The sequence below is a fragment of the Mesorhizobium sp. WSM4844 genome, assembly GCF_055811775.1.
The window spans coordinates 42,007-68,920 of sequence record NZ_JBVVQB010000012.1 but is presented as its reverse complement, the minus strand read 5'-3'; the positions used below and the strand labels follow the sequence as shown (position 1 = coordinate 68,920).

Annotated in this window: 24 protein-coding genes; 9 read left to right on the top strand and 15 right to left on the bottom strand. The window is 63.4% G+C overall.

Annotated elements, in window-relative coordinates; genetic code table 11:
* Window positions 1-33: 33 nt before the first annotated feature.
* From AC0L2A_RS12550 to AC0L2A_RS12520, 7 genes are read right to left on the bottom strand one after another with little or no spacing between them, the layout of a single operon-like run.
* On the bottom strand, window positions 34-1,011 hold the full coding sequence (locus AC0L2A_RS12550; RefSeq protein ID WP_473609069.1) for a 2-dehydropantoate 2-reductase: 978 nt from the start codon (window positions 1,009-1,011) through the stop codon (window positions 34-36).
* Window positions 1,011-2,546 (bottom strand): acyl--CoA ligase, encoded by a 1,536-nt coding sequence (locus AC0L2A_RS12545; protein ID WP_473609068.1) that lies wholly within the window; start codon window positions 2,544-2,546, stop codon window positions 1,011-1,013. Before AC0L2A_RS12545 ends, AC0L2A_RS12550 begins: the two co-directional genes overlap by 1 nt.
* Window positions 2,539-3,237, bottom strand: coding sequence for a fumarylacetoacetate hydrolase family protein (locus AC0L2A_RS12540; RefSeq protein ID WP_473609144.1), 699 nt, complete (start codon window positions 3,235-3,237; stop codon window positions 2,539-2,541). The genes AC0L2A_RS12545 and AC0L2A_RS12540 overlap by 8 nt, the downstream gene beginning before the upstream one ends.
* 2 nt (window positions 3,238-3,239) lie before the next feature.
* Window positions 3,240-3,995, bottom strand: a complete 756-nt coding sequence (locus AC0L2A_RS12535) for an ABC transporter permease (RefSeq protein WP_128167733.1) — start codon at window positions 3,993-3,995, stop codon at window positions 3,240-3,242.
* A gap of 6 nt (window positions 3,996-4,001) precedes the next feature.
* Window positions 4,002-4,805, bottom strand: a complete 804-nt coding sequence (locus AC0L2A_RS12530) for an ABC transporter ATP-binding protein (protein ID WP_473609067.1) — start codon at window positions 4,803-4,805, stop codon at window positions 4,002-4,004.
* A 1-nt stretch (window position 4,806) separates the two neighbouring features.
* Window positions 4,807-5,634, bottom strand: coding sequence for an ABC transporter permease (locus AC0L2A_RS12525; protein ID WP_473609066.1), 828 nt, complete (start codon window positions 5,632-5,634; stop codon window positions 4,807-4,809).
* 12 nt (window positions 5,635-5,646) lie between these two features.
* The gene (locus tag AC0L2A_RS12520; protein ID WP_473474898.1) at window positions 5,647-6,642 is read right to left on the bottom strand and encodes an ABC transporter substrate-binding protein; all 996 of its coding nucleotides are present in this window, start codon (window positions 6,640-6,642) and stop codon (window positions 5,647-5,649) included.
* 178 nt (window positions 6,643-6,820) lie between these two features.
* On the opposite strand from AC0L2A_RS12520, the gene AC0L2A_RS12515 reads away from it, so the two are divergent.
* A complete protein-coding gene (locus AC0L2A_RS12515; RefSeq protein WP_473609064.1) occupies window positions 6,821-7,513 on the top strand; it encodes a FadR/GntR family transcriptional regulator in 693 nt (230 codons plus the stop codon).
* A 62-nt stretch (window positions 7,514-7,575) separates the two neighbouring features.
* On the opposite strand, the gene AC0L2A_RS12510 is transcribed toward AC0L2A_RS12515, so the two are convergent.
* From AC0L2A_RS12510 to AC0L2A_RS12480, 7 genes are all read right to left on the bottom strand, one after another.
* Complete coding sequence (locus tag AC0L2A_RS12510) at window positions 7,576-9,003, bottom strand: aldehyde dehydrogenase family protein (protein ID WP_473609063.1); 1,428 nt, start codon at window positions 9,001-9,003, stop codon at window positions 7,576-7,578.
* Between the two features lie 33 nt (window positions 9,004-9,036).
* Window positions 9,037-10,122 (bottom strand): ABC transporter ATP-binding protein, encoded by a 1,086-nt coding sequence (locus AC0L2A_RS12505; protein WP_473609062.1) that lies wholly within the window; start codon window positions 10,120-10,122, stop codon window positions 9,037-9,039.
* On the bottom strand, window positions 10,112-10,720 hold the full coding sequence (locus AC0L2A_RS12500) for a cupin domain-containing protein (RefSeq protein WP_473609060.1): 609 nt from the start codon (window positions 10,718-10,720) through the stop codon (window positions 10,112-10,114). The genes AC0L2A_RS12505 and AC0L2A_RS12500 overlap by 11 nt, the downstream gene beginning before the upstream one ends.
* Window positions 10,721-10,939: 219 nt before the next feature.
* Window positions 10,940-12,010 carry an ABC transporter substrate-binding protein gene (locus AC0L2A_RS12495; RefSeq protein WP_473609059.1) on the bottom strand — a complete coding sequence of 357 codons (1,071 nt, stop codon included), beginning with the start codon at window positions 12,008-12,010 and terminating at the stop codon, window positions 10,940-10,942.
* Window positions 11,995-12,873, bottom strand: coding sequence for an ABC transporter permease (locus AC0L2A_RS12490; protein ID WP_473609057.1), 879 nt, complete (start codon window positions 12,871-12,873; stop codon window positions 11,995-11,997). The genes AC0L2A_RS12495 and AC0L2A_RS12490 overlap by 16 nt, the downstream gene beginning before the upstream one ends.
* Window positions 12,870-13,757: an ABC transporter permease gene (locus AC0L2A_RS12485; protein WP_473508807.1), complete on the bottom strand. Its 888-nt coding sequence runs from the start codon at window positions 13,755-13,757 to the stop codon at window positions 12,870-12,872. Before AC0L2A_RS12485 ends, AC0L2A_RS12490 begins: the two co-directional genes overlap by 4 nt.
* A gap of 85 nt (window positions 13,758-13,842) precedes the next feature.
* On the bottom strand, window positions 13,843-15,126 hold the full coding sequence (locus AC0L2A_RS12480; protein ID WP_473609056.1) for an NAD(P)/FAD-dependent oxidoreductase: 1,284 nt from the start codon (window positions 15,124-15,126) through the stop codon (window positions 13,843-13,845).
* Between the two features lie 260 nt (window positions 15,127-15,386).
* Between AC0L2A_RS12480 and AC0L2A_RS12475 the strand changes: the two genes are divergently transcribed.
* From AC0L2A_RS12475 to AC0L2A_RS12455, 5 genes are all read left to right on the top strand, one after another.
* Window positions 15,387-16,544 carry a fumarylacetoacetate hydrolase family protein gene (locus AC0L2A_RS12475; RefSeq protein ID WP_473609055.1) on the top strand — a complete coding sequence of 386 codons (1,158 nt, stop codon included), beginning with the start codon at window positions 15,387-15,389 and terminating at the stop codon, window positions 16,542-16,544.
* Window positions 16,545-16,799: 255 nt separating this feature from the next.
* On the top strand, window positions 16,800-17,732 hold the full coding sequence (locus AC0L2A_RS12470; RefSeq protein WP_027152256.1) for a substrate-binding domain-containing protein: 933 nt from the start codon (window positions 16,800-16,802) through the stop codon (window positions 17,730-17,732).
* A 123-nt stretch (window positions 17,733-17,855) separates the two neighbouring features.
* Window positions 17,856-18,842, top strand: a complete 987-nt coding sequence (locus tag AC0L2A_RS12465) for an ABC transporter permease (RefSeq protein WP_023799448.1) — start codon at window positions 17,856-17,858, stop codon at window positions 18,840-18,842.
* 3 nt (window positions 18,843-18,845) lie between these two features.
* Window positions 18,846-19,640 carry an ATP-binding cassette domain-containing protein gene (locus AC0L2A_RS12460; protein WP_473609053.1) on the top strand — a complete coding sequence of 265 codons (795 nt, stop codon included), beginning with the start codon at window positions 18,846-18,848 and terminating at the stop codon, window positions 19,638-19,640.
* Window positions 19,641-19,709: 69 nt separating this feature from the next.
* Window positions 19,710-20,732 (top strand): LacI family DNA-binding transcriptional regulator, encoded by a 1,023-nt coding sequence (locus AC0L2A_RS12455; RefSeq protein WP_473609052.1) that lies wholly within the window; start codon window positions 19,710-19,712, stop codon window positions 20,730-20,732.
* 506 nt (window positions 20,733-21,238) lie between these two features.
* Here AC0L2A_RS12455 and AC0L2A_RS12450 read toward each other — a convergent pair.
* A complete protein-coding gene (locus AC0L2A_RS12450) occupies window positions 21,239-21,820 on the bottom strand; it encodes a TetR/AcrR family transcriptional regulator (protein ID WP_091596146.1) in 582 nt (193 codons plus the stop codon).
* A gap of 263 nt (window positions 21,821-22,083) precedes the next feature.
* Between AC0L2A_RS12450 and AC0L2A_RS12445 the strand changes: the two genes are divergently transcribed.
* From AC0L2A_RS12445 to AC0L2A_RS12435, 3 genes are read left to right on the top strand one after another with little or no spacing between them, the layout of a single operon-like run.
* Window positions 22,084-22,341 carry a hypothetical protein gene (locus AC0L2A_RS12445; RefSeq protein ID WP_287245229.1) on the top strand — a complete coding sequence of 86 codons (258 nt, stop codon included), beginning with the start codon at window positions 22,084-22,086 and terminating at the stop codon, window positions 22,339-22,341.
* Window positions 22,335-25,511, top strand: a complete 3,177-nt coding sequence (locus tag AC0L2A_RS12440; RefSeq protein ID WP_473522578.1) for an efflux RND transporter permease subunit — start codon at window positions 22,335-22,337, stop codon at window positions 25,509-25,511. The genes AC0L2A_RS12445 and AC0L2A_RS12440 overlap by 7 nt, the downstream gene beginning before the upstream one ends.
* A gap of 15 nt (window positions 25,512-25,526) precedes the next feature.
* Window positions 25,527-26,696, top strand: a complete 1,170-nt coding sequence (locus AC0L2A_RS12435; RefSeq protein WP_473514781.1) for an efflux RND transporter periplasmic adaptor subunit — start codon at window positions 25,527-25,529, stop codon at window positions 26,694-26,696.
* Window positions 26,697-26,914: the final 218 nt, after the last annotated feature.

Below are 26,914 nucleotides of genomic sequence, written 5' to 3'. Positions count from 1 at the left end.
GGAGAGCGAGGCGGCAACTTCACGATTGGTACATCAATAGCAGCCGCGCTCGATGGCGAGGCGGCGCACCAGCGCCAGCACGCTGTCGATGGTCGGCGTCGGCTGGCCGGTCAGCCGGCCGAGTTCCTGGACCGCCGTCACCAGCGCATCGATCTCCATCGGCCGGCCACGCTCCAGATCCTGCAGCATCGAGGTCTTGTGCTCGCCGACGTCGCCGGCACCCTTGATGCGGCGGTCGACCGAGATCGGAAAACGAACGCCGAGGCTTTCGCCGATCGCCTGCGCCTCCAGCATCATGGTGCGGGCAAGCGTGCGGGTGGCCTCGTCGGCAGCGATTGCCGCAAGCGTGCTGCCGGTCAGAGCGGAAATCGGGTTGAAGGAGAGATTGCCCCACAGCTTCACCCAGATCTCGCTGCGGATGTCGTCGCGAACCGGCGCCTGCAGCCCCGCCGCAACCATCTCCTCGGCAAGCCGCGTGACACGCTCGCTCTTCTCGCCCGAGGGCTCGCCGAGCGAGAACCGCTTTCCCTCGATATGGCGGACCAGGCCGGGCGCATCCACCTCTGCCGCGGGATAGACGACCGAGCCGATGACGCGATCCGGCCCAAGCCGGTCCCAGATCACCCCGCCGGGATCCACCGCTTGCAACCGTGTGCCTTCGAGCGGCCCGCCGATCCTGTGGAAATACCACCACGGCACGCCATTCTGCATGGTCACGACGGCCGTCCCCTCGCCCAGCAACGGCGCGATCTGGTCGAGCGCTGGCGCAACCGAATGGGCCTTGAGCGCCAGCACGACATAGTCCTGGACGCCTAGCTCTTGCGCCTGCGCGGCGGCCCTGACCGAGGCGACGGATTCATGACCGTCTTCGATCAGGCGAAGCCCGTTTGCCCTGATCGCGTCGAGATGCGCGCCGCGCGCCACGATCGACAGATCGACGCGGCCGGCCATGGCAAGCTTGGCCGCGAGATAGCCGCCGATCGCGCCGGCGCCAAAAATGCTGATCCGCATTATCCCAGCCCAGGTTTTGCAAGACCGAGTTTGGTCGCGAGGCCGATGCGCTGCAGCTTTCCGGTCGCGCCCTTCGGGATTTCGTCCAGGATCAGGACAATGCGCGGCACCTTGAAGTCGGCAAGCCGTGTCGCGGCAAAGCTGCGGATGTCGCCTTCTGTGGCGGCCATGCCCTCGCGCAGCACGATCGCAGCCGCGACCTCCTCGCCGAGCTTGTCGTGCGGCGTGGCGAAGGTGACGACCTGCGCCACCGCCGGATGGTCCATCAGCACGTCGTCGACCTCGAGCGGTGAGATCTTCTCGCCGCCGCGGTTGATGATCTCCTTGAGCCGGCCGGTGACGCGCAGATAAAAGTCGTCGTCGAGCACGCCCTGGTCGCCGGTATGAAACCAGCCATGCGCGAAGGCGGTGGCATTGGCGTCCGGATTGTTCTCGTAGCCCGCGGTGACATTGGGTCCGCGAATGACGATCTCGCCGGTGTCACCGGGCTGCAGCAATCGCCCGTCCGGCGCCATCACCGCCACCTCCGGTCCGGCGGCGGCGCCGACGCTGCCCGGCTTGCGCTGGCCCGGCGGCAGCCGGTTCGAAGCCATCTGGTGCGCGGCCTCGGTCATGCCGTAGGATTCGATCACCGGGCAGCCGAAGGTCGCCTCAAGCTCGGCCATCACTTGCGGCGGCAGCGATGCCGAGGACGAGCGGATGAAGCGAAGAGGCGCGTCGGCCAATGCATCTGCATTCCGCGTTGCGCGCGGCAGTATCGCCTGATGCATAGTCGGCACGGCCGTGTACCAGCTCGGCCGCGCCTCGCCCAGCCAATGGAAGAAGCGCAGCGCGTTGAAGCCCGGCGTGCAGAAGACGCTGCCGCCGGCGGCGAGCGAGGACAGCACCGCCGCGATCAGCCCATGGATGTGGAACAGCGGCATGATGTTGAGGCAGCGATCGCCTGATGTCAGGCCGAGCGTCGCGCCGATGTGAGTGGCCGAGGCGGCGAGATTGGCGTGGCTGAGCGGCACCAGCTTGGGTCGTGACGTGGTGCCGGACGTGTGCAGCAACAGCGCGATGTCGCCGTCCTCAGCCAGGCCGGGCGAAACAGACGGACCAACCGGTTTGCCCTTGATCTCAAAACTGCCGGCTGGCGCGTCACGCAGTGCTGTGAGCCTGAGCACCGCTATGCCGAGGCGCTCGGCCACGGTCACCGCCGGGCCGCTTTCGTCTTCGGCGACGAGGATCGCCCTGGCGCCGATGTCGGAGAGATAAAAATCGAGCTCGTCGGCCCGGTAGGCCGGGTTGAGCGGCGCCGTCGACGCCGCCGCCGCCACCGCGACAAAGGCCGTCGCCATCTCCGGCCCGTTCGGCAGCACGATGGCCACCCGATCGCCACGGCCGAGGCCCAGTGCATGCAATTGCGCTGCCGTCTCGGAGATCAGCTGGCGCAGTCCGCCATGCGTGAGCGTGATCCGGTCGGGTGCCGAAATCGCCGGCGCATCGTCGGCTCCGGCGGCAAGCCGCTCAATGATCGAGGCCGCTTCAGACAACGCGAACCTCTAGGTCGCCGACGCCATCGACATGGCCGCGAAGAACATCACCGCGCACGACCGCGCCGACGCCCGCCGGCGTGCCGGAAAGAATGATGTCCCCCGGCATCAGCGTGAAGAGCCCTGAGAGGTAGCTGATCATTTCCGGAACCTTCCAAATCATCTGGTTGAGGTCGCCGGTCTGCTTTCGCTGACCATTGACGTCCAGCCAGATCGCGCCCTGGCTGGGATGGCCGGTCGAGCTTGCCGGAACCAATGGCGTGCATGGCGCCGATGCCTCGAAAGCCTTGCCGACCTCCCATGGACGGCCCATGTCCTTCGCCTTCCCTTGCAGGTCGCGCCGCGTCATATCGAGACCTACGCCATAACCGAACACGCAGTCCAGAGCCTTTTCGACCGGGATGTCGGTACCGCCGCTCTTCAGCGCCACGACCATTTCGATCTCGTGATGAACATCGTTGGAGGCCGGAGGGTACGGAAATTCTCCTGTCGTATCGAGGTTGTCGGGGTTCTTCTGGAAGAAGAATGGCGGCTCCTTGTTGGGGTCGTGTCCCATCTCGACGGCATGCGCGGCATAGTTCCGCCCGACGCAATAGACCCGGTGCACCGGAAACATCTTGTCGGTTCCCGCCACCGGGATGCTCGGGATTGCGGTCGGTTCGATGACGTAGCTTGAAGTCGTGCCGTGCATGTTCACTGTCTTGCTCCTGCGTAGTATTCGACCTTGGCTTCGGCCCGTTCGATCAGTTCGGCGATCAGCAGGGCGAAGGCAAAAAGGATGATGGTCAAGGCCCAGAATTCGGCCATGCGGAAATTTCGCGAGAAGGTTTCGAACAGCGCACCGTAGCCGACGATGGCGACGAGCAACTGGCCGATGACGACGCCCTTGACGCCGCGGATGAGGCCGAGGCGAATGCCGGCAAGGATTTCCGGAAGGGCCGCCCACAGGATGATCTTGCTATAGAGCGCCGGGCGCGAGGCGCCGTAGGAACGCGCCATCTCGATCAGCGACGGCGAGATATGACGGACCCCGGCGCGGGTGTCGAGAACGATGATCCAGATCGCAAACAGGAACACCGCCGCAACGATCGTCTTCTCGCCGAAGCCGAACAGGATCATCAGCACCGGGACGATCGCCGAGAGCGGTGCGCTTGAAAAGATGTTGACCCACATGCCGAGCAGGTCGTCGGCGATCTTGACGCGTCCCATCAGGATACCCAATGGCACGCCGACAACGATCGACAGGGCCATGCCCGTCGCGAAGGCGCGAAGGGTCGTGACTGTCGCGCTCTGCCAGGACGGCGTCTGCACCAGGCTGACCGCTGCAACCAGCACGTCGCTAAACGGCGGCAGCAGAAAGACAAGGTCGAGCCGGCCGACGATTTCCCATACGACGCACCAGACCAGCAGGGACGCCATCATGGGCACACGGTAGCCAAACAAGGTCACGGCCGCTCACTCCACATACTGCTTCAGCCCCTGCCAGATCTCCTCGACAGTATCGAGATAGTGCCTGTCGCGATGGATGCGCTCGGGGTCGCCGGAGCGATCGATTTCCGGTTCGATGATCTGCGAAACCCGGCCGGGTCTCGGCGACAGCAAGACGATGCGGTCGGAGATGTAGACCGCTTCCTCGATCGAGTGCGTCACGAAGATGAAGGTCTTGTTCTGGTTGGTGCGCAGCCGGATCAGGTCTTCCTGGAATTTCCGCCGGTTCTGCTCGTCGACCGCCGAAAACGGTTCATCCAGCAGCAGGACGTCGGCATCGACCGACAAGGCGCGCGCCAGGCCGACACGCTGGCGCATGCCGCCCGACAGTTGATGCGGATATTTGTCCTCGAAGCCGGCGAGCCCCACCTCGGCGATGTAGCGTCGGGCAATCGCCTCGCGCTCGGGCTTGTTGGTGCCGCGCAACTCAAGTCCGAAGGCCACGTTGCGCATCACCGTCGCCCACGGCATCAGCGCAAAATCCTGGAATACGAAAGCGCGTTCGGGGCCGGGTGCGGTGACGTGCTTGCCGTTGATCGCGACGGTGCCGCCATCGGCCCGTATCAGCCCCGCTATGATCTTCAGCAGCGTCGTCTTTCCGCAACCGCTGGGTCCGAGAAGGCTGGTCAGCTTGCCCCTGGGAAAGTCGAGGTCGATGCCGCGCAGCGCCTCGACATTGCCGTAGGTCTTGGAGATTCCCCTCACTTCCACGATTGAATCGATCGGTGCGGGAACCGGCGACGGTCCATTTCGCAATGCGGTCGCGCCCATCTTAAGCACCTCTGCTCTCGGGCCTGAAAAAGCGGACTTCCACCCACTGCAGAAAGACGAGCGTCAGGGTGGAAAGCGCAATGATCGAGGCGATTGTTGCGTACATCTCGGCGTAGTCTGCGCGCGAGCGGTGGAAGGTGATGAGGTCGCCGATGCCGGTCGGGGTGATCAGCAGTTCGGCGAGCACCACGCCGACGAAGCCGGCAGCGACGCCGAGGCGCAAGCCGGCAAAAATCACCGGGCTGGCGTCCGGCAGAATGATCTTGGCGACGGTCTGCCAGCGGGTGCCGAGGAAGGATCGGCACATGACCAGCAGCGACTCGTTGACGTTGCGCACGGCCTTGTAGGTGTTGAGCACGATAACCGGCAGCGCCAGGATCATGACGGCAAGCGTCTTCGCGGTCATGCCTATTCCGTAGACAAAGGTGACCATCGGAATGAAGGCGGCGACCGGTGCTGCCTGAAGCACGATGAACACAGGGATCACCAGCCATTCGCCGGTGCGCCACAGGCCACAGATCGTGCCGAGGCCGACACCCAGGAACGCCGACAGGACAACGCCAAGCACCAGCGGCTGCAGCGTCGAAAGGTAGGCGGTCGCCAGGCTGCCGTCGGCGAGCAGTCCGAAGAACGCGACGACCGTGTCGGAAAAGGTCGGGAAAGCGAAGCTGACGGGAATGCGCCCGGCCACCTCCCAGATTCCCGCGAACAGGGCGATCGACACCAGCCTGAGCAGGACCGGCTGGTCCCACGATGCGCCCGTTGCACTGCGATTGGAAAGAGGAGCGAGGCCGGCAGCCTCGCCGTCGGTTCTGATGCTTGCGGCCATCCGGCAGGCCGCCTATTTCTTGCCGAGCTTGGCGACGGCGCGGTCGATTGCGGAGACGTCCCAGAAGTCCTCGACCTTGAGGCTGGCGGGATCGCCTTCGATCTGGCCGGCAAGGCTGAAGAAGGCAAAGTCGTCCTTGGCCGCATCGGCTCCGCCGCCGTTCAGCGCAAGACTGCCGGCTTCCGCGGTTTCCTTGTAGTATTCGGTGATTTCGCTGTCGGCTTCAGCGCCGAGATCCGGCAGCAGTTTATATTTGTTGCGAAGCTCGACCGCGACCGCCGGGTTCGCGGTGATCTCGCGCGCGGTCTTCATCAGTTCCTCGACCAGGATGTCGACGTCGGCGGCGTTGTTCTTCAGATAGTCCGCGGTCGCGAAAAGCGCTTCGTCCGAGGCGCCGAGATCCTCGACCGGCAGAACGATGAACTTGCCGGGGGCTTCGGCCTCGAGCGCACGCCGGTTGGCGGCATCGACGATCGACGCCTTGATGGTCCCCTGGAGCAGCGCATTGCGGCGAACCTCGGAACCCGGGACATAGCTGATGTTGCCGAGCTTGATGCCGTGGTTTTTCGCCATCAGCAGCATGACCGCCTCGGTGCCGGAGCCGCGCGCCTGCACGGCGACTTCTTGGCCGTCGAGATCCTTCCATTCCTTGTAGAATTCGCTGTTGACGACGGGAAAGAAGCGCAGCGTCGATATCTGCGCGAAAATGCGGATCGGCACGCCGACCTTCTGGATCAAGGTATAGGGCGCGCCAATGCCGACATCGGCCTGACCGCCGACAATGGCCTGGGCAGCCAGATCCTCGTCATTGAGAACAATGAGCTCGACATTCACGCCGCGCTCCTTGGCCCGCTCTATCGCGGCGAGCGTCTGAATGGATTCGATCCCGGGAAGGTCGCCGAATGCGATGCGCATGTCGCCCGCATTTGCGGCCGACAAGGGCGCTGCACATGCCAGGACCGCGGCGAAAGCGGTGGCAAGGATGGTACGTCTGGACACGCCGGCCATTGTCATTCCTCCCGTTTTTTGTAACCATTTCCTTGATTGGTTAAGACTATGGAGCAGATTGGTCAAGGAGAAATTGCACCGTATCGAACGGGTGTGCCCAGAAAACTCGGCAGTTGACGGTTTGAGCTAATCGTTTTAACACCGACAAAGGGAAATCATATGCGGATTGGTTAAATTGATGGACGATCCCGGTAATGGCGGCCACGCCGCCCTGGTTCAGCTGCAGGCCTATCTTGCCCAGATGGATCATGCCGGTGAGACGCGGCTGCCTGCCGAGCGGGAACTGTCGGAGAGCCTCGGCGTATCGCGGGGCGATCTGCGCAAGGCGCTGGCGGTGCTCGAGAAGGACGGCCGCATCTGGCGTCACGTCGGCAGGGGCACCTTCGTCGGCAGCGGGCCGGTCGAGGAGACGATCGGCATTTCGGAAATCGCCGGGCGCACCAATCCGGCCGACGTGATGCGCGCGCGCCTCATCCTTGAGCCCGAAATTGCGCGCGAAGCGGCGCTGCACACCACGCTTTCGGACATCGCCGCGATGCGGCAATCGCTGGTCCAGACGCGGGAAGCCGTCACATGGCGGCAATATGAGAATGTCGACAATCTGCTCCACCGGCAGATTGCGCAGGCGAGCCGCAACAATGTGCTGCTCGGCCTGTTCGACGTGCTGAACGCCGTGCGCCGCACCGTGGTCTGGGGACGTCTCCGTTCAGAAGGCGCCCGCCCTCCGGCAGACCATCACAGCTTCGCCGACCATGAACGGATCGTCGAGGCGATCGCCGAGCGTGACCTCGGCGGCGCGGCAGCAGCGATGCGCCTGCATCTCCAGCAGGTCGAGCGGCGCCTGATCCCTGTCCGCGAAGCCGCCGAATAGGCAGGTTAGCCCGTTACAGCGCGCGCGTGCTTCTTTGGCGCGGCGCTGTTCGGTGTCATGGGCTAGGCGCCGTAGCCGACGATACCCTTGACCTCGAGGAAATCGTGGATCGCCCAGTCGGCATATTCGCGGCCGTTGCCGGATTGCTTGTAGCCGCCGAACGGCGCGAAGGTGTCCCACTCCGGATAGTTGATCGAGACCTGTCCGGCGCGCAGGCGGCCGGCGACTTTTCGCGCGTGGTCGATATCCCCTGATTGCACATAGGCGGCTAGGCCATAGACGGTGTCGTTGGCGATCTTCACCGCGTCATCGTCGTCATCATAGGAGATGACCGAAAGCACCGGCCCAAAAATTTCTTCCCGCTCGATGGTCATGCCCGGCGTGACGTGGCCGAAGACGGTCGGCCGCACGTAATAACCGCGATTAAGATGCTCCGGCCGGCCGGGACCGCCGGCGACCAGCGTTGCACCCTCGGCGATGCCGGCCTCGATCAGCCGCTGGATCTTGTCGAACTGGATGTTGCTGACCACCGGCCCGAGCTTGGTCTCTTCCGAGCGCGGATCGCCGACCTTGTGCGCCTCGGCCGCCTTCTTGGCGATCGCCAGCGCCTCATCGTGGCGGGCGGCCGGTACCAGCATGCGCGTCGGCGCATCGCAGGACTGGCCGCTGTTGCCGAAACAGGCGTTGACCCCCTTGCGCACCGCCTTCTCGAAGTCGGCATCGGGCAGCACGATGTTGGGCGATTTGCCGCCGAGTTCCTGCGCCACGCGCTTGACCGTCTCGGCCGCCGTCTTGGCGACGATGATGCCGGCCCGGGTCGAGCCGGTGAAGGAAACCATGTCGACATCCGGATGGCCGGCCATGACCTGTCCGACATCCGGACCGGTGCCGTTGACCATGTTGTAGACCCCCTTCGGCGTGCCGGCCGCTTCCATCACTTCCGAAAAGACGATGCCGCTGATCGGCGCGATCTCGGAAGGCTTCAGCACGACCGTGCAGCCCGCGGCGATCGCCGGCGCCACCTTGCAGACAATCTGGTTGAGCGGCCAGTTCCATGGCGTGATCAGCGCGCAAACGCCGATCGGCTCCTTGACCACCATGGTGGTGCCGCGCTTCTCGCTGAATTCGTAATCCTCCAGCGCATGAATAGTGGCTTCCATATGTGCCCTGCCCGCCCAGGCCTGCGCCTGGCGCGCCCAGGTGATCGGCGCGCCCATCTCCTGGCTGACAGCCTGAGCGATATTCTCGTAGCGCTCGTTGTAGATTTCTAGGATGCGCTTCAGCAGCGTCAGGCGCTCGGCCTTGCTGGTCTGCGAAAAGGCCGGAAAGGCCGCCTTCGCCGCTGCCACGGCGCGGTCCACATCGGCCTTCGAGCCGACGGAGATTTTGGTGTAGGCCTCTTCGGTGGACGGATCGATCACATCCAGCGTCGCCGGCACCACGGGCGCGACCCATTTTCCGTCGATAAAGAAGTTCAGGTGATTGCTCATGGGTAGTGCCTCCGGTTTTCTGGAAGGATAGGGTCAGATGGGCAGCATAGGGCAGTTAGCGCCGCGGCGCAGGCTGATATGCGCCACGTCGCCGACGCTGAATTGAAAACCTTCCGCCCGGCGTGGCGCATCGATCACCACTGGTATCCCCTGCCCCAATTCGGCGTGCAGGCGCAAGGTGCGGCCGTGAAAGACGATGCTGCTCACCCGCACCGGCGCGGTGCCGGTCGCTGCTTCGGTTGCCGCCAAAAGATCCTCCGGACGCACTCCGATGGTTCGCACCGCGCCTTCTCCCGGCACTTCGCCGGTTTCCGACGTGGCTTCGAGCGGCAGGGCGCCGGCGGCGAAACGCAACCGATCGCCGTCACGGCCGACAAAGCGCGACTGCAGCAGGTTCATCGTGCCGATGAAACTGGCGACGAATTTGGTGGCGGGCCGGTCGTAGAGCGTGGCCGGCGGCGCAATCTGCTCGATGCGGCCCTTGTTCATGACGACGATACGGTCGGAGATCGACAGCGCCTCGGTCTGGTCGTGGGTGACCATGACGAAAGTGGTGCCGAGCCGCGACTGCAGCCGCTTCAATTCGACCTGCATCTGTTCGCGCAGATGCGCATCGAGCGCCGAGAGCGGCTCGTCGAGCAGCAGCACACGTGGTTCGCAGACAATCGCACGGGCAAGCGCGACGCGCTGACGCTGGCCGCCAGACAATTCGGACACGCGGGCGCCGAGCTTCTCGGCAAGGCCAACCATGTCGAGCGCTTCGCCGACGCGCTTTGCCCGTTCTGCCCCGGAAAGCTTGCGCAGCGACAGGCCGAAGCCGACGTTTTCGGCGACGTCCATGTGCGGAAACAGCGCATAGTCCTGGAACACGGTGTTGACGGGACGGTCGAACGGCCGCAGCGAAGTAATGTCACGGCTGTCGAGCAGCACCCGTCCGCTCGACGGGCTTTCGAATCCTGCGATCACCCGCGGGCTAGTGGTCTTGCCGCAGCCAGATGGGCCGAGCAAGGTCAGGAACTCGCCGCGGGCAATGTTGAGATCGACGGCGTCGAGACCGACGATGCCGCCGGGGAAAATCTTCGACACCGCCTCCAGCCGGACGAGAGGATCAGGCGCCATCGCGAACCTCGGACGGCTTGGTCGTGTTGACCCAGAGGATCTGGCAGCGCTCGGCGCCCGGATTGCGGAAGGCATGCAGCAAGGTGCTCTTGAAGGCGAAGCTGTCGCCGGTCTTCAGCCCGTAGGTGGTTGAATCGATCACGAGTTCGACCTCGCCCGACAAGATGAAACCGAATTCGTGGCCGGGATGGGCGTAGGCTTCGACGGTGCCGCCACCGGCTTCTACCGTCACCAGCATGCCGGTGAGCGTGGCGGCCGGCGGCGACAGCAGCGCCTTGGCGATGCCTTCCGACTTCACCGGGATCTGGCGCCGACTGTTGGCGCGCACGCAATAGAGATCGCTGACGGCATCGTTGCCGTCAGCAATCAGCGCCGACGGCTCGATGTCGAGAGCGGCGGCGAGCGGCCAGATCACCTTGACGCGAAGCGAGGACAAGCCGCGCTCGATCTGGCTGAGCGCACCGATCGAAACGCCGGCCTTGGCGGCGAGATCGGCCAGCGAAAGACTGCGTTCCAGCCTAAGCGCCCGCACGCGCCGGCCGACCCGCACATCGGCGTCGTCTTTCGGCTTTTCAGCCGCTTGGTCCAGTACATCCATGCATACTTCCTCGTTCGCCAGCACTTTCCCTTCTCCCCCTGTGGGAGAAGGTGGCCGAGCCCACGGGTCTTGCCTCCGGCAAGCCCGAGGACAGGCTCCGCTCGGACGGATGAGGGGTGTTCCAGCTTGGCAAACCCCGCATTCTGTCCAGCACCCTCAACCGTCTCGACGCTACGCGCCGATCCACCTTCTCCCACAAAGGGAGAAGGAAGAGCGAACTCAGCCGCCTGCCTTGACCTTCTCGAACATCTTGGCGAGTTCGTCATTCTGTTTCATCGGCCCGGTGAAGACGGTAGTCTTCAGCATCACTTCCGGATCGGACGGCAGTTGCAGCTTTTCCAGTTCCTCCTTCGGCACCGCGGAGAAGGCCGAGCTGTTCGAGCTGCCGTAACCATAGGTCTGAATCAGGTATTTTCCCGAATCCGTCTCCAGCCGGCTGTTGATGAAATCATAGGCGAGGTCGACATTCTTGGCGTCCTTGAGCATGACGAAGCCGCACGACCAGGTCAGCATGCCTTCCCTAGGCTTCATGAACTCGACCGGCACGCCCTGCTTCTTCAGCGAGGTGGCCGACGCGTTCCAGGTCATGGCGGCGACCAGCTGTCCGCTGGCCAGCGCCTGTTCGACCGAGGTCATATCGGTGGTGTAGTTGGAGAGCAGCGGGCGCTGCTCGCGCAGTTTTTCCGCCACCTTTTCCATCTGTTCCGGCGTCATGTCGAACGGATTGACACCGGCGAGAAGCGCCGCCACCACCGGCGTGTCGTGGACGGCATCGATCGTCGCCATGCGCCCGGCATATTGCTTGTCCCACAAAAGGTTCCAGCTCGGCTCCGGGTTCTTCACCAGATCGGTGCGGTAAAGGATTGAGGTGTTGCCCCAGTCCCACGGCACCATCCAGACTTTGCCGTCGCCGGCCTGCAGGTCGGGCAGGTTCTTGAAAACTGGAAAGATCGAATCCCAGTTCTTGATGCGCTTGGTGTCGATCGGCTGTAGCAGGCCTTCCTTGTTCCAGCGTGCCACCTTGTCGTAGCAGGGATGCGCGACGTCAGGACGGAAACCGGCCTTGACCTTGGTGAAGGCGTCATCGTCGTCGCCGAACATCGAGGCCTCGACGCCATCGGGGTGTGCGGCGAGGAAGCTCTTGTTGAAGTCGGGAAGTTCGTAGCCCGACCAGGTGAAATATTGCAGCTTGTCGGCCGCAAGCGCGACGGTCGACGAAAGCGCCAGCGCGAAGGCTGCCAATCCGGCTTGGACTGTCTTGCGATTTATCGATTTCAGGTCGAATGCCATTGCAGTTCTCCTCTTTCGGTTTCTTCTGGTTTGGACAGGTTGGCGGGCACTGGCCGCTGAGCGGCGGCGAGCCCGCGATGGCGCAGGATTTCGGCAATTGCCGCGATGACGAAGGACACGGCCAGGATGGCTGTGCCCAGTGCCATGACGGTCGGCAGCGATTTCGGGAAACGCAGCTGGCTCCAGATATAAAGCGGTAAGGTCGGTTCGGTGCCGGCGAGGAAGAAGGCGACGATGAACTCGTCGAATGAGGTCAGGAACGCCAGCATGAACGCTGATACAATGGCAGGCAGGCTGAGCGGCAGCATGACCCGCCTGAATGTCGTCCAGTCGGAGGCGCCGAGATCGAGTGCCGCCTCGTGGATGGTCTTGGGTATAGCGGCGAAGCGGCTTTTCATGATCACCACCGTCGTCGGCAGCGCCACCAATATGTGGCCGAGCACGATGGCCGTGCGTGACGGACCGAAGCCAATGAGGTTGACCAGGATCAGCAGCGAGATGCCGAGGATGACGCCGGGGATCAGTATCGGCAGCCGCGCGATAGCGCTGATCGTGAAGGCAAGCGGCGAACGGCCAAAAAGATCCATGTAGGACACGGTGATGCCGCAGAGCGTGGCACCGGTGGCGGCAATTGCACCGATGACCAGGCTGTTGGCAAGCGCGCCGGACAGCGCCGAATTGCCGGACAGCGTCGTGTACCATTCAAACGTGAAGCCTTGCAGCGGAAACGCCGCCTGGATCGAATCGTTGAAGGAAAACAGCGGGATCAGCGAGATCGGCAAATAGAGGAATACCAGGTAGACAAGGACGTAGGCGCCGAGCCAGCGGCCACCTTGCTTTGCGTCTATGCGCGCGGCGCTCATGTGCGGCTGCCAAACCTGCGGTCGGCGGAACGCACGACCAGCACCACGGCAAGGATGACCAGCATGACGGCAACGGCGAGTGCTGCGCCGAACGGCCAGTCATTTGCCTTGCCGAACTGGGCCTGGATCAGCGAGCCGATCATGGTGCTGGCAGGGCCGCCGACCAGCGCCGGGGTGACATAATCGCCGACCGTCGGCACGAAGACGACGAGAGCCGCCGCCAGCACCCCCGGCATCGAATTCGGCAGCACGACGCGGCGAAAGCTGGTGAACGGTCTGGCGCCGAGATCGGAAGCAGCTTCGAGCAGCGATTTCGGGATCGTGTCCAGCGCCACATAGATAGGCAGGATGGCGAACGGCGCATAGGCGTGAGCCAGCGTGACGACGACGGCGGCCGGCGTGTTGAGAAACGCCAGTGTCGGTTCGGACCAGATGCCGCTTTCGATGAGCGCCGAGTTCAGCACGCCATTGTAGGCAAGCACGATCTTCCAGGCGAAAACGCGCAAGAGATAGCTGGTCCAGAACGGCAGCGTCACCAGAAACAGCAGCAGCCCGCGCCGCCGTCCGGCATGGAAGGCCAGGTAGTAGGCGACGGGATAGGCGGTGACGACCGTCGCCAGCGTCACCAGGCCGGCAATGGCCAGCGAGCGCAGCGTTACCGTCCAGTACAGCGGGTCGGATGCCACGGTGATGAAATTCGCAAAAGTGAAGCCGTAGCCCAGCAGCGAACCGTCATTGCCGCGAAGGGCAAGGAAAACCACGAGGCCGAGGGCAAACAGGATCAGGAAGAAGGTGACCAGCCCGCCCGGCAGCAGCATGGCCAACCGGAAACCCGTCGATGACCGGGACTCCGGCAGCGGCTGCCTTGCAACGATGGTCGACATCGGGGTTGCCCATCGAAATTTGAAATCACTTAAGAATTTTTCAGAATCGTGAAACTGTCAAGCTGATTCCTGCATCGGCATAAAATCAGCGCTCGAATGCATCCAGCATACGATACCAGGCGATCGTCGCGGCGACGCCGACCTGCCGAAAGACGTGGAATGGGATCGGCCGGATCGGCGAGACCGGGAACGGCAATTGCCTGGCGTCGCCGCTCGCCAGATAGCCAGCAATGCGCTCGCCAAGCGCGGTCATCAGGCCGACGCCACGGCCCTGGCAGCCGACCACGGCCATCAGCCCCTGCTGGGGCTCGTGGATATGCGGGAGGTGATCCGGCGTCATCGCCACCCCGCCAAACCAGCGCTTTTCGATGGCGACTCCGGATAGCGCCGGATACAGCCGGAGCAGCGCGCGCTCGAGATGCGCCCAATCACTTTCGCTGGTCGGCAGCGCCATTCGGCCGCGCCCGCCGAGCACCAGCCGCCCGTCGGCACTCTTGCGGTAATAGACGAGGATGCGACGTGAGTCCGATACTGCTTGCCGTTCCGGTAGAATCCCGGCCGCCAGATCGGGCGGCAGCGGTGCTGTCGCGATCTGGAAGGAGTGCAGCGGAACGATCGTCTCGGCGAGACCGGGAAGCAGGTCGCCGGTATAGGCGTTCGTCGCCAGAATGACCGCCTTCGCCTGCAGTTCAGCGCCGCCCTCCGTCGAGATGCGCCAAATGCCGGCGTTGTAATCGAGGCGCATCACCTTCTGGTGTTCGGCGATCTTCACGCCCGCGGCCGAGGCGATCCGTGCCAGTTCCGACGTATAGGCAAGCGGATCAATCACGCCGGCCCGGCGGTCGAGCCAGCCACCGAGATAGCCCTGCGCGCCAGTCAACGCGGCGATCTCGGTCTGGCTCAGGAGCCGGACATCGGCGCCACGGTTCCGCCACTGCCGGTCCCTGTTCGCCGCCGCCTTCAGCGCCGTCTCGGTGTGCGCTGCCTGGATCCAGCCGTTGCGGACGAACGGCACCGCCAGATTCTCGTCGCGGATCAATTCGAAGACGGCGTCCGCCGTTGAGGCGGCAAAATTGACGAGGATCTCACCGCGTTCGAGGCCAAAATGCTCCAGCAGCCATTCCGGATCATATTTCAGGCCAGGGATAACCTGACCGCCATTCAGGCCCGATGCGCCTTGGCCGATTTCGCCGGCTTCCAGCACCTGCACGGCAAGGCTGAACCGGGCTGCATGCAAGGCTGTCGACAGACCGAGAATCCCGCCACCGACAATGACGACATCGGCACGCTGGCGGCCGGGAAAAAGCGACCGGAACGCAGGGGCCGCCGGCGGCTTCCGCCAGATCGGATCGGAAAACGGTAGGGGCAAGAGTCACCTGAATGCACTCGTCAAATGAAAATCCTAGTGACGATTTCATGATTTTGAAAGAGCCTTTGATCTCGGCATCAGGGGGGGATTGAAGAGGAAGGCGTCCGCCACTGCGAAATGCAGCGCAGGGGCTCGACCGCGAGGAACGGGATAGACCTTTGTCGGGAATTTGTTGAAAGTGCCGCGGCCGCGGCCAGGCTTTTGATGAACCATCGGTCCGCGGCGACGACGCAGAACAAGATAGCAGAGGACCGCAAGCCATGACGAACGCCACCCTCCTGCCCGACGAAGGCCTCTTCATCGGCCGCGCCCGGACGAGCGAAGCATCGCATCCGCTGGTGGTCACGGTACGTGGCGGCACGGTCTTCGACGTCACCTCCAGCATGGCACCAACCGTGCGCGACGTCTGCGAGATGCCGGACCCGGCAGGCTACGTCCACGCCGCCGCGGGCGAACCGATCGGGTCGCTCGATGCAATCGCCGCCAACAGTTTCCAGGCCGCGCGCGATCCGCAAAAACCATACCTGCTCTCTCCGGTCGACCTGCAGGCGATCAAGGCATCGGGCGTCACCTTCGTCGTCAGTCTGCTCGAACGGGTCATCGAGGAGCAGGCGCGCGGCTCGGCCGAGAAGGCAGACGCCATTCGCGCCGACATTGCCGGGCTGATCGGCCACGATCTGTCGAAGCTCAAGCCAGGCTCGCCGGAGGCGATGGAGATCAAGGCCAAGCTGATCCAGCGCGGCGCTTGGTCGCAATATCTGGAAGTGGGCATCGGCCCCGACGCCGAAATCTTCACCAAATGCCAGCCGATGGCGTCGGTCGGCTTCGGCGCCGATGTCGGCCTGCATCCGGTCTCCACCTGGAACAATCCGGAGCCGGAGATCGCCATGATCGCCGCCGGCAGCGGCAAGATCGTCGGCGCCACGCTCGGCAATGACGTCAATCTGCGCGACGTCGAAGGGCGCTCGGCGCTGTTGCTCGGCAAGGCCAAGGACAACAACGCCTCGGCCGCGCTCGGCCCGTTCATCCGGCTGTTCGACGATACCTTTTCCATTGGTGACGTGAAGCAGGCCACCGTGCGGCTGAAGGTCAAGGGCGAGGATGGTTTCTCGCTGGAGGGCGCCAGTTCGATGGCCGAGATCAGCCGCTCGCCCGAAGAACTGGTCGCCGCCGCCATGGGCCCGCATCACCAGTACCCCGACGGGCTGGCGCTCTACCTCGGCACCATGTTCGTGCCGTCGAAGGATCGCGGCGAAAAGGGCAAGGGCTTCACGCACAAGGTCGGCGACATCGTCACCATCTCATCGGAGAAATTCGGCGCCCTGATCAACCGGGTGCGGCTGTCGCCCGACTGTCCCCACTGGACCTACGGCGCCAGCCATCTCTTGCGCGACCTTGCCAGGGCCGACCTGATCTAGCTTCCGTCCCGCCTGCGCCTCGTCTTCGGCCCCGAGACCGCTTGCGGCAAAAGATATTAGCCAAACTGATGCGATCTGATGGGATGGCTGATGGCGCGCGGTCGTGCGCCAACTACCACTGGCAAATGGAGGCTTGCCATTGATCGAAAAAGCGGATGCTCTGATGCATCCAGATCGCCGCTGGTAAGAATACGGTCAGGCTTGCCGTGATCGTCGCCGGAGCTGGAGGACGTTTTCAGAATGGGAGGAAATCAAATGCTGACGAGGCTACGACTATTTGTATTCGGCTTGATCGTGGCGCTGGCGATTCCGGCGGCGGCACAGGCCAAGACCTTCTACTGGATTTCGCATGGCGGCCCGGCCGATCCGGTCTGGACCTACTTCCTCGCCGGCGCCAAGCAATGGGCGACGGACACCGGCAACACCGTCAACACCTCGTTCCACAATGGCGACGTGTCGTCCCAGCAGGAGGCTGTTCGCGCCGCCATCGCGGCAAAGGCCGACGGCATCACCACCACCAGTCCTGACCCGGGTAGCCTTATCGAGCTCGTCAAGGAGGCACGAGCGGCAAACATCCCGATCATCAACTTCAACACGCCCGATCCGAAGGCGGACTTCAACGCCTATGTCGGCGGCGACAACGTCACCTTCGGCAAGAACTGGGCTCAGTATCTGGTCGACAAGGGCCTGGTGAAGAAGGGCGATTTCGTCTGGATGCCGGTTGAAATCCCAGGCGCCACCTATGGCGTCCAGGAAGAAGAGGGCATCAAGAGCGTGTTCGAGCCGCTCGGCATCACCTATGAAATCACCGAGGCCACGCTCGACCAGGCCGAAGCAATCAACCGCATGGTCGATTATCTCACCGCCAACAGGGCCAAGGTCAAGGCGATCATTGGCCTCGGCGATCTGGTGACCGGCTCGATCAAGCGGGTGTTCGACCAGGCCGGCATCAAGCCGGGTGAAATCCCGGTCGTCGGCTGGGGCAACTCGCTCGACACCACCCAGGAGGTGCTGACCGGCTACGTCAATGCCGCGCAGTGGCAGGATCCGCAGGCGACCAGCTATGTGGCGCTTTCGATCGCCAACATGGCCGCCAGCGGCATTCCGCCCGGCTTCGACGTGATCACCGGCGCGCTCTACGAAAAGGACACCGCGCAGGTCTACGACGACATCCTGTCCGGCAAATAAAACCGCGATCGGGATGGTCGCGGCGGCGCTTGCCGCAGCGATCATCCCCATCATCCCGCTGAGCCTCGAACCGCCTCATGCGGCGCCGGACTTGGCCAGTTCCAACCATGTCGCGGGTCCAACGTGGAAAACAGTTCCATCATCCAACGCTCGATCGCCAGGCCGGAATTCGGGCCCTTCGTGCTGCTCGTCGTCGAGCTCGCGGTGTTCTGGGGGTTCAACCACGACTTCCTGTCACCGCAGAACATCAGCAACATACTGGCCTTCACGGTCGAGCTCGGCCTGATCGCGCTGGCGATGACGCTGTTGATGACTTCAGGCGAATTCGACCTCTCGGTCGGTTCGCTGTTCGGTTTCTCGCCCGTCTTGATGTGGACGCTCTTCAACAGCGGCCTCACCTCGCTGGAGGCCGGCTTCGTGTTGGCCTTGCTGGTTGCCGCCTTCATCGGGCTGGTCAATGGCTGGTTCGTGACGCAACTCAAGATTCCATCCTTCCTGGTGACGCTCGGCATGCTGCTGGTGGTGCGCGGCACCGCTCTGTTCGTCACCAGCGGATTTCCGCAACGCACCTGGAGCGCCGAAGGCAGCTGGCTCGCCGAGGCGCTGGTCGGTGATTTCTTCATCGGGCCGTTCCGTATCTACATGTCGCTGTTCTGGTTCATCGCAGCCGCGATCGCACTTGGCTACGTGCTGACGCAGAGCCGCACCGGCAACTGGATCCAGGCGGCCGGCGGCAACCCCAATGCGGCAAGGGCGCGTGGTGTCAATGTCAGCGGCGTCAAGATCGGCCTGTTCATCCTGTCGTCGATCATGGCTTCGCTTGCCGGCGTCATCAGTTCGCTGCGCACTTCGGCGGCCAATCCGAACAGCGGCACCGGCTACGAGCTCGAAGTCATCGCCATGGTGGTGATCGGCGGCACGGCGCTGACCGGCGGACGTGGCACCATCATCGGTACCGTGCTCGGCATCCTGATCCTGCGCGTGATGCGCAACGGCATCGTGCTGATCGGCGTGCCTGGGCTTGCCTACAACATCTTCATCGGCGCGATCATCCTCGGCATGATGGCGCTCCACTCATGGCTGGAACGCCGGCATCAGGCGGGGACTTGAACCATGACTGAGCCGCTTGTCCGCATGGAAAACATCCGCAAGTCCTACGGGCGCGTGCAGGCGCTCGTGGACGCCAATTTCCATGTCAATGAAAGGGAGATCGTCGGTCTGCTCGGCGACAATGGCGCCGGCAAGTCGACGCTGATCAAGGTCTTGTCGGGTGCGGTCCCGCTGACCAGCGGCGACATCTTCATCCGCGGCAAGAAGGTGCACTTGCGCAGCACCAGCGACGCCATCGCCCATGGCATCGAGACGATCTACCAGGACTCCGCGCTTGTCACGCAATTGTCGATCGCGCGCAACCTGTTCCTCGGGCGCGAGCCGATCAAGCCTCCGCGTTTCCTCAACCGTATGGACCAGGAGGCGATGAATGTGGTCGCCCGGAACCTGCTCAAGCAGGTCGGTATCTCGAAGAACATCCCGCCGACCACACCAATCGGCTCGCTCTCCGGCGGCGAGCGGCAGGCCGTGGCGATCGCGCGCGCCATGCATTTCGACAGCGACCTCATCATCCTCGACGAGCCGACCAACAATCTCGGCGTCGCCGAGACGCAAGGTGTGCTGAGCTTCGTGCGCAGCGCCCGCGATTCGGGCCATTCCTGCATCTTCATCGCCCACAACATCCACCACGTCTTCCAGGTGGTCGACCGCATCGTCGTCATGCGCCGCGGCAAGGTGGTTGCCGACGATATCGATCCGAAGAACACCAACGTCGCGGAAGTCGAACGGATCATCACCGGCATGTCCGACAAGGAGATCCGTGACGCCATGGTGCAGGGGAAGCAACCACAAGGCTGAGTGGCCAGTTGGAAGTCGGGTTGGGCGTATCTCTGGTACAGGATCACATCGGCTCCTATGACTGCGACTATGAAAGCCACCGTTGCGGACATCGCCAGAAGCTGCGGGCTGTCGACCGCGACGGTCGACCGGGTGCTGAACAACCGGCCGGGCGCCAGCGCCGCCAACCGGCAGCGGGTGATGGAGGCGGCCAAGCAGCTTGGCTATTTGCCGGTCGTGGATCAGGTCACGCTGCCCTCGCGGCCGGCGCATCTCGAGTTCTTCCTGCCGATCGGCTCGAACGCCTTCATGATGGATCTGGCAAATCATATCGAGGGCTATGCCGCACGCCTGCCGCTTGTCGCTTCCTGCCGGATCCACAAGCTCGCCGGCATCTCGCCGAACGCGTTGCAGGCGGCGGTCGAAAACCTCTCGCTTAGGGCGAACGGCGTCGGCGTCATCGCCATCGATCACCCGAGAACGCGCAACATCCTGCGCGAGATCGTCGAAGCCGGCATCCGCCTGGTCACGCTGGTGTCGGACGTTCCGGGCGCGCCGCGATCGGCCTATGTCGGCATCGACAACCGTGTCGCAGGGCGCACCGCAGCCCTTTTGATGGGACGTTTCCTAGGCGGTCGCACGGGCCATCTGGCGATGATCGTCGGCTCGCGCTCCTATCGCGGGCATGAAGAACGCGAAATGGGCTTTCGCTCGGTGCTCGGCGAGGAGTTCCGCAATTTGACCGTGACCAGCGCCGTCGAGATCAACGACGAGCCTGATATCAGCTACACGGCGACGATGAAGGCGCTGCACAACGAGCCGGAACTGCTCGGTATCTATTGCGTCGGCGCCGGACGCTCGGGCGTGGCGAAAGCGCTGCTGGAAGCCAAACCGCAAAGGAAGCCGGTGTTCATCTGTCACGACCTGACAAGAGCGACGCGCGGCTATCTCGTCGACGATCTGCTCGATGTCGTCATCGACCAGAATGCACGGCTGATCGCCGAGCAATCAGTCATTCGCCTGCTCGGCTCGATCGCTTCCTCGGCGCCTTATCTGACGCGGAAATTTATCGAGCCGCGCCTGATCTTCAAGGAGAACGTTCCGGTCCAGTGATGCCACGCAAGCGCCACGGTTGGTCGCGGCGATGGTTAATATTCGGTTGATAGCGCGAATCTGCACATCTGCTATGCATCTTTTGCTATTGCCGAATCATTGGGCAACCGCTAGTTTCGCAGGTGTCGGCCATCTACTCCTCCCAGATGCGATGCCGACGCTGAGTGCGGCGCACCTCCTCCCGCGTCGTATTCGAAATCGAGCCCGCTGCCACCTCCTCCCGGCAGCGGGCTTTTTTTGTTCTTGGGTGTCGGGCAAGGCGGCGGCAATCGCCAATGGCTGGTTCGGGCAGCGCCGCAGCCCCATTGGAATCCCGCCACACTTGTCACTCTCACCAATTCGCCATCGGGCCTAGCCTGCTCACAACCAGCAGCGACCGCCGCGCGCAAGAGCGCGGCGACAGACCGGCAACGGAGACGTGAGATGACAGCACATGCCAAGTCAAAAGAGCACTCGCGGCGCGGCTTGCAATGAACACGCCAGCGATCGTTTCGCCGCTTGCGAGACTATCTGGCCTTGAACGAGGTGATCAGGCCTTCCGCCATGCGGACAAACTGCGCGCTGGGGCCTTCGGCTCCGACGCTTTGCAGGCTGACACGGGCGCCTTCAAGCAGCAGCGACAATGTATCGGCGAGAAGCTCTGCCTGGCCGATGCCGGCATCCCGACACAGGCCGACGAGGCGGTCGCGCTGAGCCTGCTTGAGTTCCTTGATTACCCGACGGGCCGGATGGTCGGTCTCGCTCAACTCGATGGCGGCGTTGGCCATGTCGCAACCGCGGCCGTCCATCATCAGGCAATCGGCTGCCATCCGAACCCAGGCATGCAGTTGCGCAAGCTTGTCGCCCGGATGCTCCGCCTCGAACTTTTGCCACATCGCGTTGGCGCTGCATGCGGTCGCCCGCAGGCACTCGATGACCAGATCGTCCTTGGACTCGAAATGACGGTAGAGCGTCATCTTGTTGGTACCGGCGGCCTCAGTGATCGCGTCGACGCCGACGCCCTTGATGCCATGCTTGTGGAACATATCCCGTGCCGTCTCCAGGATGCGATCCCGGGGGCGGATGCGTTCCGCAGTGCCGTCTTCCATCAAAACCTCCTTGGTTTCCGGGATTTCCGAAAAATCCCTCGGCACACCTCTTGACTAGGGTGTTACCGGTCTGTAACTTCTAGATGTTACTTACTGGTAACACCCCCATTGCCTCGTGTCAATCTCGCAGGCGCCTGTGAACAGCCTCCGCCAAATCGGCCCAGGCATGAAACTGCGCCCCAGGCGACTTTGGCCGCGAAAAGGAAGACCACCCGATCTGCGGCGGCGTACGCCACAGATCGCCAAAGCCAGGAGCCGCTACGATGTCGCAGCGCAAAGATTTGACGATCGACGAAGTTGTGAAGGATCCGATGATCCGGATGCTGATGCAGGCCGACCGTGTCGACCCGCGCTCTTTCGAGACGATGCTGCGTACCCTTGCGGATGCGCAAGGCCGCAGCCGCAAGGCGCCGCCTCGTTTCCTGGAGGATTCCGGGCAAAGCCGCAGCCGGCGGCTGTCCAGGCTGGCCAAGGCCTTTGGCCAGGCGAGAGCATCGGGCGAGGCGTGCGTGTCATGGTAAATTTCTTCATCCACCGTCCGATCTTCGCATCGTCGATCGCCATCATCATGGTGCTCGCCGGGACGATCTGCTATTTCCTGCTGCCTGTCTCGCAGTTTCCCGATATCACGCCGCCTCAGGTCGTGGTCAGCGCCAACTATCCTGGCGCCAGTGCGCAAGTCGTGGCCGACACCGTCACGACGCCGCTCGAACAGCAGATCAACGGCGTTCAAGGCATGACCTATATGTCGTCATCGAGCTCCAATGACGGCTCGTCGACGATCACCGTTACCTTCGAGGTCGGCTATCCCCTGAGCACCGCCGCCGTCGATGTCCAGAACCGCGTGTCACAGGCGGCGTCCTCGCTGCCGGCCATCGTCAACCAGGGCGGCGTGACGATCAAGAAGCAGAACCCGAACTTCGTCCTGATCGTCAACCTCACCTCGCCCGACGGCTCTGTCGATCCGGTCGCGCTCAGCAACCTCGCCTACCTGCAAGTGGTCGACCCGCTGAAGCGCCTACCCGGCGTCGGCGACGTGCAGATCTTCGGCGAGCGGCGCTATTCGATGCGCGTATGGCTCGATCCCGACAAGCTCGCCAATCTCGGCATCACCGCCGTCGATGTCCAAAACGCCATCGCCGAGCAGAATGTCCAGGTCGCGGCCGGCAAGATCGGGCAGTCGCCGGCGCCGGCCGGCACCGCTTTCGAAATGCAGGTCAACGCGGTTGGCCGACTGAGCGATCCCAAGGAATTCGGCGATATCATCGTGCGCGCCGATGCCGCGAACGGTTCGCTGGTGCGGTTGCGCGACGTCGCGCGCATCGAACTCGGCGCCCTGCAATATTCGTCGTCGGCGTTCTTCGGCGAGGACCCGACCGTGGTGCTGGCGGTCTACCAGATGCCGGGCTCGAACGCCCTCGATCTGCAGCAGCGCGTCAAGGACAAGATGCAGGAACTGTCGGCCCGCTTCCCGAAGGGCGTCAGCTACGCCATGCATTACGATACGACACGTTTCGTTTCGGCGTCGATGCACGACGTGGTGGTCACGCTCGGCGAGGCGCTGGTCCTGGTCGTCGCGGTGGTGTTCATCTTCCTGCAGAGCTGGCGCACCACGATCATCCCGACGATTGCGATTCCCGTGTCGCTGGTGGCCACGCTCGTCGTCATGTACATGTTCGGCTTCTCACTGAACATGCTCAGCCTGCTCGGCATGGTGCTGGCGATCGGCCTCGTCGTCGATGACGCGATCGTCGTCGTCGAGAATGTCGAACGCCAGTTGGAGGCCGGCCTCAAACCGCTGGCTGCGACGCGCGCGGCGATGGCCGAGGTCACCGGCCCGATCATCGCCACGACCGCCGTGCTGATGGCCGTGTTCGTGCCGGTCGCCTTCATACCCGGCGTTTCTGGCCGGCTCTACAATCAATTTGCCCTGACGGTGGCGATCTCCTTCGGCATCTCCGCCTTCGTCTCGCTGACGCTCACCCCGGCGCTCAGCGCCGCTTTCCTGCGCCACCGCCCGGCAACGCAATTCGTGCTGTTCCGCTGGTTCAACACGGGCTTCGATCGGCTGTCGCATGCCTATGCCAATGGTGTGCGCTTCCTCATCCGCCTGCGCTGGATCATGCTCGGCATATTCGCGGCTGGGCTTGTCGCGACCTATTTCGTCTGGCAGCGCCTGCCCTCGACCTTCCTTCCGGTCGAGGACCAGGGCTATTTCTTCGTGGTCATCCAATTGCCGGATGGGGCGTCGCTGGAACGCACCGACGCGGTGGCGCGGAAGGCACGCGAGATCCTGCAGAACACGCCTGGTGTCGATATCGTCGGCTCGATCAGCGGCTTGAACTTCCTCACCAGTGCGGCCCAGTCGAACTCGGCGGTGGAATTCGCCATCCTCAAGCCATGGGACGAACGCGGCCCTGACCAGAGCGCCTCGAAGCTCGTCGCCGACGTGCGCTCGAAGCTCATGGAACTTCCGGAAGCGTTCGCGCTAAGCTTCGATCCGCCTTCGATCCCAGGCATCGGCACGACCGGCGGCTTTGAATTCCAGGTGGAGGACCTGACCGGTCGCGGCAGCGCTGCGCTCAATGACGCGACGCAGGCCGTGCTCGCCGAAGCGCGCAAGCAGCCCGAACTCAACCCGCAGCAATTGTTCTCGTCGTTCTCGACCTCGACGCCGCAGTTCAACTACGACCTCGACCGCAACAAGGCGAAGCTGCTCGGTCTCAGCCTGCCTGACGTGTTCAACACGCTGCAGATCTATCTCGGCTCGCTCTATGTGAACGACTTCAACCTGTTCGGCCGCACCTTCCGGGTGACGATCCAGGCCGACAAGGATGCGCGTGCGGGTGCGGCCGACATTTCGCGGCTCTATGTGCGCAATGCCTCCGGCGGCATGGTGCCGTTGAGCACGCTCGGCAAGCTGGTGCCTATCGTCGGCCCGGAAACCGTCCCGCATTACAACAACAATGCGTCGGCCCTGATCAATGGCGGTGCCGCACCCGGCTTCTCCTCGGGCCAGGCGGTCGCTGCGATGGAGCGTGCCGCCGCCACGGCGCTGCCGAAGGATTTCGGCTATGAATGGACGGGTATCACCTATCAGGAGCTCAAGGCCGGATCGATCGCCTCGATTGTCTTTGGTCTCGCCATGGTCTTCGTCTTCCTGATCCTTGCCGCCCAATATGAGAGCTGGGCCATGCCCTTCATGGTCCTGCTCGCGGTGCCGCTTGCCCTGTTCGGCGCCTTTGTCGCCTTGCTTATGCGCGGCATGCAGATCGACGTCTATTCGCAGATCGGTTTCGTCATGCTGATCGGGCTGGCGGCGAAGAACGCCATTCTGATCGTGGAGTTTGCCCGGCGCCGGCGCGAGGAAGGTCTCAGCATCGTCGACGCCGCAATGGAAGCGGCGCGCCTGCGGCTGCGGCCCATCCTGATGACCGCCTTCGCGTTCATCCTCGGTGTGCTGCCGCTGATGTTCTCGACAGGCGCCGGTGCAGCCAGCCGCCAGTCGATCGGCACCACCGTCTTTGGCGGCATGGTCGCAGCGACGATCCTGTCGCTGGTGTTCGTGCCGGTCTTCTACGCGGTGATCGAGCAGCTGCGCGAGCGCGGCAGCAAGAGCGAGCCTGTCGCCGAACCGACTGAACCAACTGCCGAACCCGCTTTCGAGCGATTGGCCGAAGCGGCCGAATAGAATTGGAGAATGATCATGCGTAAATGGAAAATTGCGTTGGGAGCGGCTGTTGCCGTGGGGGCGGTCTCGATGGCCAGCGTCCACTTGCTCGACATGGGTAATTTCGGCCTCAACGCCGGCACGGCAGGGGCGGCAACGCCTGAGCCCGCGGCGCCCGAGCCCGCGGCTTTTGTCATGCCGGTGCCAGTGGTGAGCGTCGTCAAGAAGACGATCCCGATCTATCTCGACTATGCCGCTCGCACCGAGCCGATCCGCAGCATCACGCTGCAGGCGCGCGTGCCGGGGTATCTGCAGGAGCAGGTCGCGCCCGACGGTAGCGATGTCAAGAAGGGCGACCTTCTCTACAAGATCGCTCCAGAAGATTTCCAGGCTGCCCTTGAACAGGCGAAGGCTCAGGTCCAGCGCGACGAGGCAACGCTCGACTATGCACGATCCAACCTTGGTCGCGGCACCGAACTGGCCAAGAGCGGATACATCGCCAAGGATGCGTTCGACCAGCGCACCAGCAGCTTGCGCGAGGCCCAAGCATCGCTCGCCGTCAACCAGGCGGCTGTGCGGACCGCCGAGCTCAATCTGAGCTATTCGGAAATCAAGGCGCCGTTCGCCGGGCGCGTCGGCCGCAACCAGGCCTCGGTCGGAACGCTGGTCAGCGTCGCCGGCACAGTACTCAACACGCTGGTGCAGCTCGACCCGATCTATGTCACCTTCAATCCGAGCGAAACGGATCTGGCGCAGATCGAGGAAGCCCGCGCGGCGGGACCCATCGATGTCGACGTCCTGCTTCCCGGCGATACGGAACCGCGCCAGAGAGGTCAGCTCACCTTCATCGACAACACTGTCGATCGCTCGACCGGCACCATCACCGCACGCGCGACGATCGGCAATGCCAAGTTCACGCTGCTGCCGGGCCAATATGTTCGTGTCAGGCTGCATATCAAGCAGCAGCCAGATGCACTGATGGTGCCGCAGACGGCATTGGGATCGAGCCAGCTCGGCAAGTATCTCTACGTCGTCGGCAAGGACAATACTGTCGACCAGCGCATTGTTTCGCTGGGGCCGACCAACGGCGACCTGGTGGCGATCTCGAGCGGCGTAGCGGAAGGCGACCAGGTGATAACAGGTAATCTGCAGAAGATCGGCCCGGGAATGCCTGTCTCGCCGCTGCCACAGAAACCTGCCACCTGATACCCCACATCAGGCCCGGTCCAGCGGCGCCCCCGGCTATGCCGAGGGCGCCGTTTTGCTGAGCAGTTCGACAAGGCCGGCGACATCGGCACAGCTTCGAAGAATTGCTTGCCTATGCGCGCTGCCTCGAACAGTGTGTTTCCAGAGGCGTCAAGGCCGATCGCGCCGGCCTGACGCGCAACCGGCCTGACGGCAGTTGAGCCCAGCGGACGATGCAG

Bases quoted from the DNA above. Each gene is read 5' to 3' on its own strand.
- AC0L2A_RS12550 (WP_473609069.1), bottom strand. From the start codon at position 1,011: ATGCGGATCAGCATTTTTGGCGCCGGCGCGATCGGCGGCTATCTCGCG.
- AC0L2A_RS12540 (WP_473609144.1), bottom strand. From the start codon at position 3,237: ATGCACGGCACGACTTCAAGCTACGTCATCGAACCGACCGCAATCCCG.
- AC0L2A_RS12530 (WP_473609067.1), bottom strand. From the start codon at position 4,805: ATGGGCGCGACCGCATTGCGAAATGGACCGTCGCCGGTTCCCGCACCG.
- AC0L2A_RS12525 (WP_473609066.1), bottom strand. From the start codon at position 5,634: ATGGCCGCAAGCATCAGAACCGACGGCGAGGCTGCCGGCCTCGCTCCT.
- AC0L2A_RS12520 (WP_473474898.1), bottom strand. From the start codon at position 6,642: ATGGCCGGCGTGTCCAGACGTACCATCCTTGCCACCGCTTTCGCCGCG.
- AC0L2A_RS12515 (WP_473609064.1), top strand. From the start codon at position 6,821: ATGGACGATCCCGGTAATGGCGGCCACGCCGCCCTGGTTCAGCTGCAG.
- AC0L2A_RS12510 (WP_473609063.1), bottom strand. From the start codon at position 9,003: ATGAGCAATCACCTGAACTTCTTTATCGACGGAAAATGGGTCGCGCCC.
- AC0L2A_RS12505 (WP_473609062.1), bottom strand. From the start codon at position 10,122: ATGGCGCCTGATCCTCTCGTCCGGCTGGAGGCGGTGTCGAAGATTTTC.
- AC0L2A_RS12500 (WP_473609060.1), bottom strand. From the start codon at position 10,720: ATGGATGTACTGGACCAAGCGGCTGAAAAGCCGAAAGACGACGCCGAT.
- AC0L2A_RS12495 (WP_473609059.1), bottom strand. From the start codon at position 12,010: ATGGCATTCGACCTGAAATCGATAAATCGCAAGACAGTCCAAGCCGGA.
- AC0L2A_RS12490 (WP_473609057.1), bottom strand. From the start codon at position 12,873: ATGAGCGCCGCGCGCATAGACGCAAAGCAAGGTGGCCGCTGGCTCGGC.
- AC0L2A_RS12485 (WP_473508807.1), bottom strand. From the start codon at position 13,757: ATGTCGACCATCGTTGCAAGGCAGCCGCTGCCGGAGTCCCGGTCATCG.
- AC0L2A_RS12475 (WP_473609055.1), top strand. From the start codon at position 15,387: ATGACGAACGCCACCCTCCTGCCCGACGAAGGCCTCTTCATCGGCCGC.
- AC0L2A_RS12470 (WP_027152256.1), top strand. From the start codon at position 16,800: ATGCTGACGAGGCTACGACTATTTGTATTCGGCTTGATCGTGGCGCTG.
- AC0L2A_RS12460 (WP_473609053.1), top strand. From the start codon at position 18,846: ATGACTGAGCCGCTTGTCCGCATGGAAAACATCCGCAAGTCCTACGGG.
- AC0L2A_RS12455 (WP_473609052.1), top strand. From the start codon at position 19,710: ATGAAAGCCACCGTTGCGGACATCGCCAGAAGCTGCGGGCTGTCGACC.
- AC0L2A_RS12450 (WP_091596146.1), bottom strand. From the start codon at position 21,820: ATGGAAGACGGCACTGCGGAACGCATCCGCCCCCGGGATCGCATCCTG.
- AC0L2A_RS12445 (WP_287245229.1), top strand. From the start codon at position 22,084: ATGTCGCAGCGCAAAGATTTGACGATCGACGAAGTTGTGAAGGATCCG.
- AC0L2A_RS12440 (WP_473522578.1), top strand. From the start codon at position 22,335: ATGGTAAATTTCTTCATCCACCGTCCGATCTTCGCATCGTCGATCGCC.
- AC0L2A_RS12435 (WP_473514781.1), top strand. From the start codon at position 25,527: ATGCGTAAATGGAAAATTGCGTTGGGAGCGGCTGTTGCCGTGGGGGCG.